General features: G+C 64.6%; 14 protein-coding genes and 1 other RNA gene. 7 read left to right on the forward strand and 8 right to left on the reverse strand.

What is annotated here, in order from left to right; translation table 11 throughout:
* Nucleotides 1-123: 123 nt before the first annotated feature.
* Together ASF90_RS22685 and ASF90_RS16440 are read right to left on the reverse strand one after the other, a co-directional pair.
* A non-coding RNA gene (locus ASF90_RS22685) (sX9 sRNA) lies at nt 124-200 on the reverse strand.
* Between the two features lie 61 nt (nt 201-261).
* A complete protein-coding gene (locus ASF90_RS16440) occupies nt 262-642 on the reverse strand; it encodes an I78 family peptidase inhibitor (protein WP_055852636.1) in 381 nt (126 codons plus the stop codon).
* Nucleotides 643-699: 57 nt separating this feature from the next.
* On the opposite strand from ASF90_RS16440, the gene ASF90_RS16445 reads away from it, so the two are divergent.
* Nucleotides 700-2,013 carry a DNA topoisomerase IB gene (locus ASF90_RS16445; RefSeq protein ID WP_236699300.1) on the forward strand — a complete coding sequence of 438 codons (1,314 nt, stop codon included), beginning with the start codon at nt 700-702 and terminating at the stop codon, nt 2,011-2,013.
* A gap of 132 nt (nt 2,014-2,145) precedes the next feature.
* On the opposite strand, the gene ASF90_RS16450 is transcribed toward ASF90_RS16445, so the two are convergent.
* The 4 genes from ASF90_RS16450 to ASF90_RS16465 all read right to left on the reverse strand — a co-directional run bounded on the left by ASF90_RS16450 (nt 2,146) and on the right by ASF90_RS16465 (nt 5,079).
* Nucleotides 2,146-3,069: a VacJ family lipoprotein gene (locus ASF90_RS16450; RefSeq protein ID WP_055852642.1), complete on the reverse strand. Its 924-nt coding sequence runs from the start codon at nt 3,067-3,069 to the stop codon at nt 2,146-2,148.
* A gap of 73 nt (nt 3,070-3,142) precedes the next feature.
* Entirely contained in the window at nt 3,143-3,355 is a 213-nt protein-coding gene (locus ASF90_RS16455) for a hypothetical protein (protein ID WP_055852645.1), read from the reverse strand.
* A gap of 545 nt (nt 3,356-3,900) precedes the next feature.
* The gene (locus ASF90_RS16460) at nt 3,901-4,509 is read right to left on the reverse strand and encodes a VTT domain-containing protein (protein ID WP_055852648.1); all 609 of its coding nucleotides are present in this window, start codon (nt 4,507-4,509) and stop codon (nt 3,901-3,903) included.
* 6 nt (nt 4,510-4,515) lie between these two features.
* Entirely contained in the window at nt 4,516-5,079 is a 564-nt protein-coding gene (locus tag ASF90_RS16465; RefSeq protein WP_236699292.1) for a methyltransferase domain-containing protein, read from the reverse strand.
* A 428-nt stretch (nt 5,080-5,507) separates the two neighbouring features.
* On the opposite strand from ASF90_RS16465, the gene ASF90_RS16470 reads away from it, so the two are divergent.
* The 3 genes from ASF90_RS16470 to ASF90_RS16480 all read left to right on the forward strand — a co-directional run bounded on the left by ASF90_RS16470 (nt 5,508) and on the right by ASF90_RS16480 (nt 10,100).
* Nucleotides 5,508-6,893, forward strand: coding sequence for an efflux transporter outer membrane subunit (locus tag ASF90_RS16470; RefSeq protein WP_082473581.1), 1,386 nt, complete (start codon nt 5,508-5,510; stop codon nt 6,891-6,893).
* The gene (locus ASF90_RS16475) at nt 6,890-8,080 is read left to right on the forward strand and encodes an efflux RND transporter periplasmic adaptor subunit (protein WP_082473582.1); all 1,191 of its coding nucleotides are present in this window, start codon (nt 6,890-6,892) and stop codon (nt 8,078-8,080) included. The genes ASF90_RS16470 and ASF90_RS16475 overlap by 4 nt, the downstream gene beginning before the upstream one ends.
* A 70-nt stretch (nt 8,081-8,150) precedes the next feature.
* Nucleotides 8,151-10,100, forward strand: coding sequence for a MacB family efflux pump subunit (locus ASF90_RS16480; RefSeq protein WP_055852657.1), 1,950 nt, complete (start codon nt 8,151-8,153; stop codon nt 10,098-10,100).
* Between the two features lie 80 nt (nt 10,101-10,180).
* Here ASF90_RS16480 and ASF90_RS16485 read toward each other — a convergent pair whose 3' ends face one another.
* Nucleotides 10,181-11,545, reverse strand: a complete 1,365-nt coding sequence (locus ASF90_RS16485) for a HAMP domain-containing sensor histidine kinase (RefSeq protein WP_055852658.1) — start codon at nt 11,543-11,545, stop codon at nt 10,181-10,183.
* Complete coding sequence (locus ASF90_RS16490) at nt 11,542-12,216, reverse strand: response regulator transcription factor (RefSeq protein ID WP_055852661.1); 675 nt, start codon at nt 12,214-12,216, stop codon at nt 11,542-11,544. Before ASF90_RS16490 ends, ASF90_RS16485 begins: the two co-directional genes overlap by 4 nt.
* Before the next feature lie 66 nt (nt 12,217-12,282).
* Here ASF90_RS16490 and ASF90_RS24455 point away from each other — a divergent pair, with 66 nt between their 5' ends.
* The 3 genes from ASF90_RS24455 (at nt 12,283) to ASF90_RS16500 (ending at nt 14,665) form a co-directional block, all read left to right on the forward strand.
* The gene (locus tag ASF90_RS24455) at nt 12,283-12,411 is read left to right on the forward strand and encodes a hypothetical protein (RefSeq protein WP_269079393.1); all 129 of its coding nucleotides are present in this window, start codon (nt 12,283-12,285) and stop codon (nt 12,409-12,411) included.
* 200 nt (nt 12,412-12,611) lie between these two features.
* Entirely contained in the window at nt 12,612-13,277 is a 666-nt protein-coding gene (locus tag ASF90_RS16495; protein ID WP_055852664.1) for a response regulator transcription factor, read from the forward strand.
* On the forward strand, nt 13,274-14,665 hold the full coding sequence (locus ASF90_RS16500) for an ATP-binding protein (protein WP_055852667.1): 1,392 nt from the start codon (nt 13,274-13,276) through the stop codon (nt 14,663-14,665). The genes ASF90_RS16495 and ASF90_RS16500 overlap by 4 nt, the downstream gene beginning before the upstream one ends.
* Nucleotides 14,666-15,052 lie beyond the last annotated feature (387 nt).

Here is a 15,052-nt window from a genome sequence, read left to right on the forward strand (position 1 = left end):
ACTAGACCACAGTTGATGCGGTGCCGCAATACACCGTTACAGCTGCAACGAGGCCTGTCGCAATCCCTTGTGCCAGCTGGCTTAGCGCCTGTCGGGCGACAGGCGCCAGCGCAGCCCTGGAGTGACTAACAAAACGTAGCGAGCAGTCGTCAGGTGGGTGTGGACGGCGCGCTTAGAACCGGAGTGTACGCGTGGTACATGCCGCACCGAGCACCGGCCGCGCCCGCCTGGCGGTGAGCACAGTAGGCTTGTTAGCTGCTCTTAGCCGCAACGCACCGCAGTGATGATGTTCTTGGCGTCCACTTCGACATTGAGCCGTTCGCCGTTGAATTCCATCGTCACCATCTGGCCGGGCTTGAGCACCCGCACCGACTTGGCGCCGGCGTCGCTGCGAGCCTGCTCGCCCACTGCATCGGTGATGGGCTGGCCAACCAGCGACTGCACCTGGGTGGCGTCGCAACTGCCGATCGGCGGCGCTTCCGGCGCTGCATCCGGCACCGGCGCGGAGGCTTGTTCTGCCGCCTGTTGTGCGTTGGCCGCGACGGCTTCCTGCTCATCGGGTTGCGGTTTGTTGCAGGCAGTCAATGCAGTCAGCACGACCAAGGTGCAAGCCAGACGGGCAATAGGCAGGACAGCGCGCATCGATGACTCCAGCAAAGGGGGGATGCCCAAGCATAAGCACAAAGTTGCGCCGCGGGCATCGCTTGCCCACACGGCGTTGTCGTTGCGTTGACGCGGCCTAGCGCTGCGCGGCCCAACAATCGGTGCCAGTCCTTCGATCCGTGCGCAATGAAAGCCAAACGTGTTCTTCGCAATGTCGCCACCACGGCCAGTGCCGCCGGCACGCTCGCCACCGCCGCCACCGGTGCGGTCGTCGCCACGGCCGCCGTCGCCACCGTGGCCGCGGTGGCACAGGCCAAGGCCACCGCGCGGGCGGCGGGGCTGACCTATGTCAACGATCAGCAGCCAGGCATCAGCCGGCGCAAGTCGGGCAAGAGCTTCAGCTACCGCAGTGCCGACGGGCAGCGCATCGCCGATGCCGATACCTTGCAGCGCATCCGCGCGTTGGCCATTCCGCCGGCCTATACCGAAGTCTGGATCTGCGCCAAACCCAACGGTCACCTGCAGGCCACCGGGCGCGACGCGCGGCGGCGCAAGCAGTACCGCTATCACGCCGATTGGGCGCAGGTGCGTGGCGCAGGCAAGTTCGAGCGCGTGATCGCCTTCGGCACGGCACTGCCCAAACTGCGGCGGCGTTTGCGACGCGATCTGGCGCTGCCCGGCTTTCCGCGTGAGAAAGTGCTGGCCATTGTGGTCGCGCTGCTGGCCGACACCTTGGTGCGCGTGGGCAATGCCGAATACGCGCGCAGCAATCGCTCGTACGGGCTGACCACGCTACGCAACCGCCACATGGAATTTTTGAAAGGCGGGCGCGCACGGCTCAAATTCCGCGGCAAGAGCGGCCAGGACCACGACATCGAAGTGGACGACAAGCACCTGGTCAAACTGATCCGGCAATGTCAGCAGCTGCCGGGGCAATCGCTGTTTCAATACCGCGACGACGACGGCACCCTGCAGCCGGTGGATTCGGGCGAGGTCAACGACTATCTGCGCGAAGCGATGGGCGAGGATTTCACCGCGAAGGATTTCCGCACCTGGGGTGGCACGCTGGCCGCCTTGCAGCGCCTGGCGCGTTTGCCGCTGCCCGAGCGCAGCAGCGAACGCGCGCTCATGCAGGTGCAGAACGATGTCATCCGCGAGGTAGCCGATGCGCTGGGCAACACGCCATCGGTCTGTCGCAAGGCCTACATCGACCCCTGCGTGTTCGAAGGCTGGCGCGCCGGGCAACTGCAGGCGATGGCCAGCGGCGTGCGCGGCGAGCGCCAGTGGGAAGCGGCCACGCTGCGCTTTTTGACCGACTCGCGCAGCAAGCAACGCAAGGCCAATAAGACAGGCAATGCGGCCACGCCGAAGCCCAATCCCAAGCCCAGCCGCCGTAAGCGTGCTGCGTGATGCTGCGGAGCTTTGCGAGAGCGCTGGTGAGGTAGTTGGGAGCCACAGCCTGCTCGCTGTGACTGGCAAGCTGCTGATCCAGCGCGTAGATGCGTACGCTGAGTTACCGCGCGCGCATCGTGTTGGCGGCGATCAGTCGTCTGCAATCTGCTGTTGACGGCGCTGCGCCCAGGCATCGCGCACGAAGCTGTAATCGTCCACGGTATCGCGTCGCAGCGCGTCCATCGGCAGCATCCGTGCGCGGCCGTCGGCTAATTGCAGGCCCATCAGTGAATTGGCTACGCGCGCATTGTCCAGATAGTTGATCGGCGTCAGCTGTTGGTCGCCGAAGCGGCCGAACGTGTCGCGTACGCTGCCGGGCCCCAGGATCGGCATGACCAGGTAGCGCGAATTGCGCCAGCCCCAGGTGGCGAAGACCTGCCCGACATCCTCGTTATACCGGGGCATGCCGAAGCGGGTGGCCGGATCGAACAGCCCCGCCAAGCCAAGCGTGCTGTTGACCACGAACCGACCCAGCGACTGCGTCGCCTTGACCGGGCGGCCCTGCAACACCTGACTGACCGCAGTGCCCGGCTGACCGAAATTGGAAAACATGTTGCGGATCCCGGTCTTGACCGGCTTGGGTGTGACCTTGTCGTAGGCGACTGCGACGGGACGGAACAGCACCTTGTCGGCGCCGTTGTTGAATGCGTGGATCTTGCGGTTGTAGCCCTCCCACGGGTCGCGCACCGGTGCGGCACTGTAGAGCGCTTGTGCATCCTGCTCGGCGGCGGTGATGGGAGCGGCCGCTGCAGACACGGCGGGAGCTGCAAGTGCTGCATCCGGTGATGCCGGCGCTGCGTCGCCAGCATCGCTATCGATGGGGCGATCGCTCGCCACCAGCTGTTGATCGGACGGGCCAGGCAGCGGCTGCGCAGCGGGCGGCATCACCAATGTTGCCGTCGACGCCGGGCCGATCGAGGTCCGCATCGATGTCTGCGGCGCGGCGGGGCGGCTCGCGCAGGCCGATAGCAACAGCAGCGTGCCGGCAGCCACCAGGTAACGGGGAATCGTCATTGCAGGGTCCTTGGGGGGTAAGTGATGCAAGGGAGAAGGGCACGACACAACCGCGACCAGCTGCGTGATCGCCCTAGGTCAGCAGGCGGCACATGCATGACCACAGCACCGGGCCGGCCCACAACACGGCGACTGCGCCGCCGGCAATGCCGGCCATCCAGCGCAGCTGCGTCAGCCGCTGACGCCTGGCGTGGTGATGCTGCAGATCTGGCAGGTCCTGCCATGCCTGCCGATTGCTGGTAGGCGACGGCCGCCGTGAAACGGTGGAGGGGCGTTGGGAAATCATGCTGCGCTCCGAAGAGATGAGGCTGCAGTCGCTCGACACCGCATCGGCCTCTGACGAGCGGCCAGATGGATGCGATGGCGAGGTGGCGGTGCTGCAGCGAGGTTGCTGGAAGTGATCCTATGGATTCGCTGCGGATCACGTTTTAAGAGTTTTTTGATCGCTTGCCATTGGTAGGCATGCGTTCACGAATCCCATCTGTGAGCGTGTACCGGACGACTCGATCGGCTCCCGCACAGACGCGGCAGGTAACGCGTGGCGTGGTATCGCGCATACGCCTCGATTTCCCGGATAGCACATGCTGGACATGCAGCGATGCGGGTGGACGACATGCATCACTGCACGGCATGCGTGTCATACGCTTCGTCCGGCGTGCTGCCGATACATTGCAATGCGCTTTGCTCATCCACGTCAGTGCTCGTGAGCGCTGTGCAGCGCTAAATCGCACCCTAAGTACGCATGGCCATCAATGTCGGAGCATGCAAGGACACCGCGCGCAACCAGCGAAGCGGGCCGATGTCATCACCGCGGCGGAACACGCCAGCCGACTAGACGTTCACCGACTTGGCGCGCGATTTCTTGCGTATCGAAAAGAACACCACGCATTCCAATGCGACCAGCGCTGCGGCGATGACCATGCCGGTGATCAGCGGATCATGTCCGGTTCCGCGCAGGCAGAAGCCGACCAGCAGAAAGCACAGGTTGTAGCCTGCAATTCCAAGCGCTGCAGCGAGCAGGAAGGTCCAGAAGCGCACCCGGATCACGCCTGCCGGCAAGGCCAGATAGATCCGTGCCACCGGGATCGCCTGACCGGCCAGCGTGACCCGGAAATCGTTGCGGCGGTACGACAGCGCAAGGCGGTCGTAAGTAGCGATGCGCAGAAACACGAAACGGCCGTAGTTGCGTACCAGGGCGCGCACGCGATCGTTACCGAGCGCACGGCCGATCTCGTACCAACTGACCGTCGCCAGTACCGATCCGGCCACGCTGATAGCCCACACCGCCAGCAGCGCCGGCATGCTTTCGGCAGTCATGCCGACAACCATCAGCATCAGATAGGAGGGGATCACCGGGATGAATTTTTCGAGGTAGGACATCGCCAGCACGCCTGGCAGGCCGAAGCTCAACACCAGCGTTAATACGTCGTTGGTCTGCATGGTGGCCTAGCCTGTGTACGCACGGCGCTGCAGACGATAGGTCGTCGCTGGCGGGACGTTCCAATACGTGCGCCCGACCTTGACGGCTTCCAGATCGAGCGCATCGAGAATGTGCGCTGGCACCGAGCATTTGAAGCCGTAGGTAAACAGATACATGCGGCCGCCCGGTTTGAGATGCAGGAAGGCGCCACGCACGATGGCGGCCACCTGATGTGCTGGCATGTTCAAGAAGCCAAGGCCGCAGACCACTGCATCGACGCAGGCTCCATCGAAGCGAGGTACCGATTCAAGATCGGTGACATCCATCTGCAGCACTGACGCGTGCGGGAAGCGCTGCGTGAGCAGCGATGCAAACGTCTGGTTGTATTCGAGCAGGATGAGGTTCTTTTCGCGCACGCCCTTGTCGATCATCGCCCGGGTAAACGCACCGGTACCCGGACCAAGTTCCAGGACCCGCCCGGTACGCTCCGAGAGTTCGGAGGTGATGACGGAGGACAGTGCACGTCCGGAAGGAAGGATTGCCGCAACGGAACAGGGGGCCGTGATCCATTCGCGAAGAAACGAAGCCATATACGAACGTGCCATCTATCCTCACAGCGTTGAAAGAGTTAGGCCAATCTGCGAAACGCAACAGTCATCCGATCGATGGATGACACGCAGTCGGCATCACAAGGCTAGGGCATCAATCTGTCCGCAGTCTGTCGTTGATGCCGAACCGTGATTGAAAGTTCAGCCACGCATCAGCATCGACTACAGCTCGGCAGCGATGCATCGTCGCAACCTTGCGCGGTAACGAACACCTCGCGCGACCGACGATGGCTGCCGTTGGCTGAATGCACTGGGTAACGGTGGACTAAACACGGCAGCAGACAGGCTATCGACAGAGAGCGCTGCCAGCATGCGCTGCAACCGACTCCTGCCTGTGCTGTCGCACTGCCGCCTCGATACGCGCCACATGCGATGCACGTTACCGCTGCATAACGACGTTTGAGAACACGATGAGACTTTCAGCCAACATCGCCTATGCGATGGCGTTGCTGGCGCTGGGTGGCTGCGCCAACCTGGCGCCGCAGTACGTGCGGCCGCCGCCACGGATCCCGCAACAGCAAACGACCTCCGAACATGGTTTCGCACCCACGGCGCTGAGCGAGGTGTTCGCCAGCCCACGCCTGCGCGATACCGTCGCGCTTGCACTGGAGCGCAATCAGGACCTGGCGCTTGCGATGCTCAATGTGCAACGCGCCAGGGCGAGCTACCGGTTACGTGACGCCGAGACGCTGCCGACAGTGACACTGGACGGTAACGGCGTCGATGCCAGTCGTCAGCAAGGTCAACTTTCGGTATCGCTCGGGTTTGCCAGCTATGAGCTGGACTTCTTTGGACGCGTGAAAAATCTCAAAGAAGCGGCCTTGCAGGATGTTCTTCAGAGCGATGAGAATCGACGCAGTGCCTCGCTCAGCTTGATCGCCGAAGTGGCTACTGCATGGCTGAGACTGGATGCAGATCAGCAACGCTTTGCGTTGGTGAACAAGACCGCGGGGAATCTGCAACGGGTGTACGAGTTGACACTGGCCCGTTACAACCAGGGTGCCATCAGCGGGCTGGAGTTGGCGCAGGCGGACACCGCGTTGGCGCAGATCGGCACCGAGCAGGCTGGCCTGGAAGCGCAGCTGCAGCAAGATCGCAATGCGCTGACCCTGCTGGTCGGTGCCGAGGTACCCGAGACGCTGTTGCCCGATGCCGACGCGCGTGGTCATGCAGCACTGTCGCTCAACGGACCGTTGCCGGCAGGGGTTCCGTCGTCACTGCTGCTGCGTCGCCCCGATGTCATGGCCGCAGAGCATGCGCTGATCGGCGCCAATGCCGATATCGGGGTTGCGCGCGCACGATTCTTCCCCCGCATTGCCTTGACCGGCAGCTACGGCAACACCAGCACGGCGTTATCTACGCTGCTTGGCGGAGGTGGCTGGAACATCGCCGCCTCCGCAGCGGTGCCACTGTTCGATCACGGCGCCAACCGCGCCAACCTGAAGGTGACCGAGCTCGATACCCAAATCGCCCAGGCGCAGTATCAGAAGACGCTGCAGATCGCGTTCCGCGATGTAGCCGATGCGTTGGCCATCGGCGGGAGCATCGCTGTGCGACTGCAGGCGCAGACACAACTGATCGACGCCGCAAGCAAGCAGGCGCGCATTGCCGCCGCCAGATACGAGCGCGGGCAGACCGGATTGGTGGACCTGCTGAATGCCGAGCGTGCGTTGTATGCGGCGCAGCAGGCCTTGCTGGACACCACCCTGTTACGCGACAGCAACCTGGTGACCGCCTATCGCGTGCTGGGTGGCGAATGGATGCAGGCACCCACGCGGGGAGGCAACGCGCCATGAGCCGCTCGATGCTGTGGTTGCAGCGCCTAGGGCGCTACCGTTGGTGGTCGATTGTGGTGCTGTCGCTGTTCGTCGGCTGGCTGGTGAAGGCGCAGGTTTTTCCTGCACCGGTTGCACCGCAGGTGGCTAGCTCGGCGGTGGTGCTGGGGGATATCGAAGAGACCGTGCTGGCGACCGGCAGGATCAACGCCTCGCAGTTGGTGAGCGTTGGCGCGCAGGTCACCGGCCAGGTAGTGGCCCTGCACGTCAAACTTGGAGACTCGGTCAAGAAAGGGCAGCCGATCGCCGAGATCGACGCGTTGCCGCAGCAGAACGCGCTGCGCACCGCACAGGCGCAAGTGCGCAGCGCCGACGCCAGGTTGACGGCACGGTTGGCCAGCCTGCGTCAGGCCACCCTGGCGGACCGTCGCCAGCGCGCCTTGATGGCAGATGATGCGGTGGCTAGGGTCGATGCCGAGGCGGCAGAGGCCACACTGGCGACGGTGCGGGCAGACATCCAGGCCTTACGCGCGGAGCGGGAGCAAGCCACGATCGCGGCAAGCACCGCCGAGCTCAATCTGAGCTACACACGCGTGGTGGCGCCAATGGATGGCGAAGTGGTGGCCATCGTCACCGAGCAGGGACAAACGGTGAATGCCAACCAGAGCGCACCGACCATCATCAAGCTCGCCCGTCTGGACACCATGACCGTCAAGGCGCAGATCTCCGAAGCCGATGTCACCCGGGTATCGGCCGGGATGGGCGTCTATTTCACCTTGCTGGGCGAGCCCGACACCCGCTATCGCGCGGTGCTGTCTGCGTTGGAGCCGGGTCCGACCACCATCGCCAGCGATGCCTCCGGCGTCGTGGCGGGTCAGGCGAGCAGTGCCGCGTCCAATGCGGTGTACTTCAATGGCATCTTCGATGTGCCCAATCCGCATCGCACCTTGCGCATCGACATGACCGCGCAGACCACGATCGTGTTGGCACGCGCACGCGCTGCACGCCTCATCCCGAGTGGTGCGCTGGGCGAGCGCACCGCCGACGGAAGCTATGTGGTCCACGTGCTGACCGCCGATGGCGGGCGGCAGATGCGCCGCATCCGTGTGGGGCTCAATAACCGCATCAACGCACAGGTGATCGCAGGCCTTGAGCTGGGCGAGAGGGTGATCACCAGCGATCTCGATATGCCTGCGCAGACGCCTTGATGCGTCGTCGCGTTGTCACGGGCAGGCGCTCATGCACCGCCTGCCCACATCCATCATTGGAGCCTGCGTCATGCCCGCACTGTTGCAAGTGAGCGCGCTTTGCAAAGAGTTTCCGTCTGCCGACGGCAGCGTTGCGATCCTGCGTGATGTCACGCTGCGCATCCACGCCGGGGAAATGGTCGCCATCATGGGGCCATCGGGCTCGGGCAAATCCACCTTGATGAACATCCTGGGTTGCCTGGATCGCCCGACGCGCGGGAGCTACCAGGTCGCCGGGCAGGACATTGGTCAACTGGATCCGGACAGCCTGGCGCGTCTGCGGCGTGCCCACTTCGGCTTCATTTTCCAGCGCTATCAGCTGCTGGGGGAGCTGGATGCGATCGGCAATGTCGAAATCCCTGCGATCTATAACGGGACCGCGGCCAGTGCGCGCCGCGCGCGCGCGCAGGCCTTGCTGGAGCGTTTGGGTCTGGGCACACGGCTGCACCACCGGCCTGGGCAGCTGTCTGGCGGGCAGCAACAACGCGTGTCGATCGCCCGCGCGCTGATGAATGGCGGCGAGGTCATTCTGGCCGACGAGCCGACCGGCGCATTGGATCAAGCCAGCGGCAAGGAGGTCATGACGGTACTGCAGGAGCTGCACGCGGCAGGTCACACCATCATCCTGGTCACGCATGACCCCGAGGTGGCGGCGCATGCGCAACGCATCATCGAGATCCGCGACGGCCAGATCGTGGCCGACCGCCAGCTGCGTCCGGCGACCCCTCGCACCGCGATCAAGGACGCCGTGGTCGCCGATAGAGCGGGGCGCCTGGCAGACCTGCTGGGGCGCTTTGCCGAAGCCGGCCAGATGGCGCTGCGCTCGATGTTCAACCATCGCCTGCGGACCTTGTTGACCATGCTGGGCATCATCATCGGCATCTCGTCGGTGGTATCGGTGGTTGCGCTCGGCGAAGGGTCGCGGCGGTCGATCCTGTCCGACATCGATGCGCTGGGCACAAATACGATCGAAGTGATGCCGGGGGCGAGCATCGGCGATCGTGCGGCCGATACGGTGCGTACGTTGAGTGCCGACGATGCGGTCGCCATCGCCGAGCTGGAGTACGTGGACAGCGCCACGCCCTCGATCTCCACCAGCGCCGGCCTGCGCTATGGGCGCCACGATGTCGCCGCCAGCATCACCGGCGTCGGCGATCAGTTTTTCCGGGTGCGTGGCTACGCATTCGCGCAGGGGCGCGGGTTCGACGCGCATGCGATCCAGGCCAGGGCGCCGGAGGCGGTCATCGACCAGGCGACCCAACGTGCGCTGTTTCCAGGCAGCGCATCGGCGCTGGGCAAGGTGATTCTGGTGGGATCGGTGCCGCTGCGGGTCGTTGGCGTCACTGCCAGGCCGACCTCGGGGTTTGCCGGCGACACCTCGCTCAACGTGTGGCTGCCCTACACCACGGTGATGGCGCGCGTCTCCGGCGATGCACGCGTGCGCAGCCTGACGGTGCGTGTCTCGACGCAGGTGCCAAGCGCGGTGGCTGAGCGTGGCATCGACACGCTGCTGCTGCAACGGCATGGGCGCCGGGATTTTTTTCTGTCCAATTCCGACAGCGTGCGCAAGACCGTCGAACAGACCACACGCACCATCACGCTGCTGATTTCCTCCATCGCGCTGATTTCGTTGCTGGTCGGCGGCATCGGGGTGATGAACATCATGCTGGTGTCGGTGACCGAGAGGATTCAGGAGATTGGCGTGCGGATGGCGGTGGGTGCGCGTCAGTCCGACATCCTGCGCCAGTTCCTGATCGAAGCGACCCTGGTCTGTCTGGTCGGCGGCACCTTGGGCGTGGCGCTGGCACTGGGTGCGGGCGTCCTCGTCGGTTGGGTGAGCCCGAGTTTCGGAATGGTGTTCTCGCAGTGGTCGATCATCGGCGCGTTCACCGTGTCCACAGCGATCGGCGTGGTATTCGGTTTTCTGCCGGCACGGCGTGCGGCACGCCTGGATCCGATCAAGGCGCTTGCGCGCAGCTGATGTGCGGTGCGGTGCGGTGACGTGGATGAACAAGCCCCGCTGCGGTCATGTCCAGGCAAGACAGCGTAGTGATGCCGGCACTACACCGCCGCAGGAAACACCAGCCGGAAGCAGGCACCCGCTGCGGTGTCCGGGACCAGCAGGACGCTGCCGCCATGGTGCCGCATGATGGTTTGCACCAGGTCCAGTCCCAGGCCGGCGCCACGGCCGTCCTTGCTGTCGCGATGAAACGCCTCGAAGATGCGTTCGCGCTCGGAATCCTTGACCCCACGTCCTTCGTCGGCGACATCCACGGTGCCTGCTGCCGAGACCCGGATCGTGATCGTTCCCTGACGCCCGCCATAGCTGATCGCATTCTGGATCAGGTTGGTGAGTGCGCGCTCGATGGACACTTCATCGCCATCGACAGGCACCACCGCAGCATCGGTCTCGAACGCCACTTGGTAGCCTGCGGCGAATGCCAGCGGCGCCAGATCGAGTACCACGCGTTCTGCGATCGTGGCCAGATTCAGACGCGAAAACACGATGGTGTCGGAGTCGAGCCGCTGGATGTCCAGCAGCTGCCCGGTCAGCGCGCCGAGGCGGACGGCATCTTCCATCAGCCGCGTCCGCAAGGGGCTGGCCGGCAGCGCGGACAGGCGCGTGGTCAGAATCGCCACGGGGGTGCGCAGTTCGTGCGCGGCATCGGCGATGAACCGCTTGTGCTTGGCCAACGCAGTGTCCAGGCGCGCCAGGGCGTCGTTGATGGCCTGCACGAAGGGCGCCACTTCGGCCGGTACCTGGTCAAGGCCCAGGCGCATGCCGGTGCGATGAAAATCGATCGATCTGGCCTCTTGCGCGGCCTTGTCCAGCCCCTTGAGGCCGCGCTTCACCGCAAGCGGCATCACCAGCATGGTGGACACCGAGACCAGCGCAATGATCAACAGGGTTTGCCACAGCACCGGCGAGGCCAGCCGCAGCAGTTCCCACGTGCTCACCGGCCCGCGTGCCCAGAATGCGATCTGCACCTGCCCGGCATCCGACTCCACCCAGGCCACGCTTGCACGCGTGTCGGTGGTGCTGGCACCGCCCACATCGAAGCTTGCCGACTCCACCAACGGCAGTGCGGACAGCGCCGGCTGGATGCCCGCTGGCGGCGTTCCCTCCGTAAGGCGCTGCCCGTGTTTGTCGGTGACGATGAACCACAACGTGGTCGACTTGGCACGCAGCTCGGACATGTCTGCGCTCGGGCGCATGTACAGCCGACCCGCGCGGTCGTGCGCGACCGACCGCGTGAGCGTTTCCAGGGTCTGCAACTCGTAGGTCAGGTTGCCGTTGGGAAATTCCATCGTGGCCTGGATGACCAGGACGAAGATGACGACTCCGGCCAGCGCGATCATGGCGGTCTGCGCGGCGGCCAGGCCACGCACCAGACGCCATCGCAACGACGGCGGCTTGTAGGTCATGCGCTCACACTCAACATGTAGCCCACGCCGCGCACCACATTGATTGCAAGCGCGCTACCCGCATCGGACAGCTTGCGGCGCAACCGCGAGACGTGGGTGTCCAACGCATTCGGTTGCACGTCGTCGTCCATCGAAAACACCGCCTGCATCAGCGTGCCGCGCGGCACCATGCGTCCGACGCGCTTGAGCAATGCTTCAAGCACCAGCAACTCCCTGCGCTTGAGATCCAGCGCTTCGCCGCCGATGCTGGCGGTGCGATTGACGAAGTCGTAGGACAGGTTGCCGGCAGTGACGATATCTGTCTGCAAATGCGCCGGCCGGCGGACCAGTGCGCGCAGCCGGGCCATCAGTTCTTCCACCGCGAAGGGCTTGGCAAGGTAATCGTCTGCGCCGATGTCCAGGCCGACCACGCGTTCGGACAACTCGGCCAGCGCGGTGAGCACCAGCACGGGGGTGACATTGCCCTGCTCGCGCAGGGTCTTGAGAAACTGCAAGCCATCGCCGTCGGGCAACTGCCGATCGAGAATCATCACGTCGAACGCGCCCAGTGCGGCCGCGCTGGCCGCCGCTGCCAAGGTCGGGGCGTGATCCACGATCATGTTGTACGTTGCCAGGACGTCGCGGATGGCAGACGCCATCTCGGGCTCGTCCTCGATCAAAAGCACCTTCATGGTTGCGCTCCTGCCCCGGTGGATCGGTCCTTCTACACCCGCGACCTGTCGTGAACATGTCCCGGCATGCGACGCCCCAGCCTACCGCAGGACTTGGCACCTGCAGCGGGCGGGGGGCATGGCGGACTGGAGCGCAAGGCGGTGCAGCCGATCGACCGCAGTGGCGGGTTGTGGCTGGCGTTTTCGCCGGCCTGACTGCATACCGCCGCTTTCCTGGCGCAAGCGTGTCGGTTGTCGACTGACTGCGACAGGCACCGACAGGCACATTGCCAGGACGCAACTGCCCTGCCCGCGCACGACGCTGCCCAATCCAGCCGCCATCGCGGGCCGCTTAATGCAGAATTAAACCCACTCCAGGATGCTGTGGCCCCCTAGTGCCTACCGACCAGCACCGAATGAAGCTGCTCCTTGTCGAAGACGACGCCATGTTGGGCGACACCATCTGCGATGGCGCACAACAGGGCGGGTGGGAGGTGGACCATGTCGTGGATGCCGCTGGGGCGCACGTGGCGCTGATCGATCATCCGTATGCGGCAGTGCTGCTGGATCTGGGGCTTCCCGGCGAGTCGGGGCTGTCGGTGCTGCGCGGCATGCGCGCCCGGTGCGACCCCACTCCGGTGTTGATCCTGACCGCACGCGGGCAGCTGAGTGAGCGCATCGTCGGTCTGGACGCCGGTGCCGACGATTATCTGGTCAAGCCGGCCCAGTTCGACGAATTGTGGGCGCGCGTGCGGTCGGTCATTCGGCGCAGCCAGGGCAGCGTGGTGCCGATCTTCAGCTTCGGCGACGTGAAGGTGGACCGGAGTCGCCGCACGGTGAGCAAGGCCGGTGTCGATGTGGTGTTGAGCGCACACGAATACCGCACCCTGCTGGCGTTGATCGAACGCCCCGGCCATGTGCTGACCCGCGACCGTCTGCAGGACCTGGTGTACGGACCGACCAGCGAGCTGGAGAGCAATACCATTGCGGTGTTCATCCATCAGTTGCGGCGCAAGCTGGGCGAGGACCTGATCAGAACCGTGCACGGCCTGGGTTACGTGGTGGGGCAGCCGACCGGATGAGACCGCAATCCATCACTGCGCAATTGTTCATGGTGATCGTCAGCGTCATCGCCTTGTGCTGGGTCGCGGTCATCGCGCTGGTGCTCACGCTGCTCTCGCTCAATCTGAAGAGTACGTGGGACGAAAAGCTCGAAGCCATCGCCACGCAGATGCTGATCACCATTCCGGCCAAGAGCAGGTTCGACCAGAGGGCCGGTCCGGGCCTGCAATTGCCGGACACCTTCACCGGTGCGCGCGAACAGTTGGTGTTCCAGGTCTGGATCGACCGCACCATGATGGTGGCGCGCACGCCTGGCGCGCCCGATTCGGCGCTGCAGCCATCGTTTACCGATGGGGCGGCCACCACCCTCATCCAGGGCGAACACTGGCGGGTGTACTCGGTCACCGACAGAACCGGCCGTGTCAGCGTGCAGGTCGGCAACCCACAGAGCGTGGTGGATGCGGACCTGCGCCACGAGGCGTGGCACGCGCTCGCCTTGGCCACGGTGTTGGTGGTGGTGGCGGGCGTGGTGATGTGGTGCGTGGTGCGCCGCTCGCTGCAGCCGGTCAGAGCGCTGGGCAAGGCGTTGCGGCGGCGCAAGAGCCTGGACCTCGCCCCGTTGCCGTTGTCCAAACTCCCGCGCGAAATACATGCGCTGGTGGCGTCGTTCAATCATCTGCTCGAGCGGCTGGATGCGGCGATCGAAGGCGAACGCCGTTTTATCGGCGACGCCGCGCATGAGCTGCGCACGCCGCTATCGGCACTGCAGGCGCAGGCCGAAATCGCGCTGGGCGCGCAAGACCTGCAAAGCAAGAATCAAGCACTACTGAAGCTGCTGCGCGTGGCCAAGCGCAGCACCCGCTTGTCCGAGCAACTGCTGGATCTGGCGCGGTTGAACGCGGGGCGGAGCGCATCGATGCATCAACCGACCGAACTGAGCATGCTGGTGCATCACATCGCACAGGAATTCGAGGTCAATGCGCTACAGAACGGGCGCGCGTTGTATCTGGATATCCACAGCTGTGTCGTTGCGTGCAACGTGGACGACATCGGCATCCTGCTACGCAACCTGGTGGATAACGCAATGCGTTACACGCCGGAGGGCGGCAACATCCTGATCAGCTGCGGCTATATCGCCGATGCGACAAGCGAAGACGGTGCAGAGACCGTCAGCGAGGTGTTTCTGCAGGTTGCCGACGATGGGCCCGGCGTCCCCGAATCGGAACGCGCGGCGATCTTCGTCCGCTTCCACCGCGTGGCCGGCACTCCGGTCCGCGGCAGCGGCATCGGGTTGTCGTTGGTCGCCGGTATCGCGGATCTGCACCAGGCACGTATCGAGACCGGGCCTGGTCTGAGCGGGCGTGGGTTTAGCGTGCGCATCGTCTTTCCAGGCAGCGCGACGGGCTGAGCACCTGCCCCGGGCCGTGGGGAGCACTGTGTGCAAAGCGTCGATGCGCGTGCCGGATGCGTTGCGCGTGCACGCAGCTGCGGCGTCCGTGCTGTCGGCCGATGCAGGCCCGCGCGTCGTCGACCGTGGCGCAAATCGGCTGGACGGTCCGCGTATCTGAAGCTGAACCTTTCGCGCAGCGGACTCGGTGCGCTTAAAGAATTCTTCAACGGACTAAAAGTTCTTTAACGGCGGCTTGAAACGATGCCACCTAGCCAGGGTTCGCTGGTGCTTGAGACTCGCTAGTCGCTGCCTCGAGGGTGCCAACGTCATCGCGTTTGCAGAGAGTGCACGCAATGCCACACCTGGCCTGCACCCGGCCGCCTCTTCGCGCGATACCGCCACATG

The sequence above is a fragment of the Xanthomonas sp. Leaf148 genome (assembly GCF_001423585.1).
GTDB lineage: Bacteria > Pseudomonadota > Gammaproteobacteria > Xanthomonadales > Xanthomonadaceae > Xanthomonas.

Coding starts and splice junctions, on each gene's coding strand:
- ASF90_RS16440 (WP_055852636.1), bottom strand. CDS start 642: ATGCGCGCTGTCCTGCCTATTGCCCGTCTGGCTTGCACCTTGGTCGTG.
- ASF90_RS16450 (WP_055852642.1), bottom strand. CDS start 3,069: ATGACGATTCCCCGTTACCTGGTGGCTGCCGGCACGCTGCTGTTGCTA.
- ASF90_RS16455 (WP_055852645.1), bottom strand. CDS start 3,355: ATGATTTCCCAACGCCCCTCCACCGTTTCACGGCGGCCGTCGCCTACC.
- ASF90_RS16460 (WP_055852648.1), bottom strand. CDS start 4,509: ATGCAGACCAACGACGTATTAACGCTGGTGTTGAGCTTCGGCCTGCCA.
- ASF90_RS16465 (WP_236699292.1), bottom strand. CDS start 5,079: ATGGCTTCGTTTCTTCGCGAATGGATCACGGCCCCCTGTTCCGTTGCG.
- ASF90_RS16470 (WP_082473581.1), top strand. CDS start 5,508: ATGAGACTTTCAGCCAACATCGCCTATGCGATGGCGTTGCTGGCGCTG.
- ASF90_RS16475 (WP_082473582.1), top strand. CDS start 6,890: ATGAGCCGCTCGATGCTGTGGTTGCAGCGCCTAGGGCGCTACCGTTGG.
- ASF90_RS16480 (WP_055852657.1), top strand. CDS start 8,151: ATGCCCGCACTGTTGCAAGTGAGCGCGCTTTGCAAAGAGTTTCCGTCT.
- ASF90_RS16485 (WP_055852658.1), bottom strand. CDS start 11,545: ATGACCTACAAGCCGCCGTCGTTGCGATGGCGTCTGGTGCGTGGCCTG.
- ASF90_RS16490 (WP_055852661.1), bottom strand. CDS start 12,216: ATGAAGGTGCTTTTGATCGAGGACGAGCCCGAGATGGCGTCTGCCATC.
- ASF90_RS24455 (WP_269079393.1), top strand. CDS start 12,283: ATGCGACGCCCCAGCCTACCGCAGGACTTGGCACCTGCAGCGGGCGGG.
- ASF90_RS16495 (WP_055852664.1), top strand. CDS start 12,612: ATGAAGCTGCTCCTTGTCGAAGACGACGCCATGTTGGGCGACACCATC.
- ASF90_RS16500 (WP_055852667.1), top strand. CDS start 13,274: ATGAGACCGCAATCCATCACTGCGCAATTGTTCATGGTGATCGTCAGC.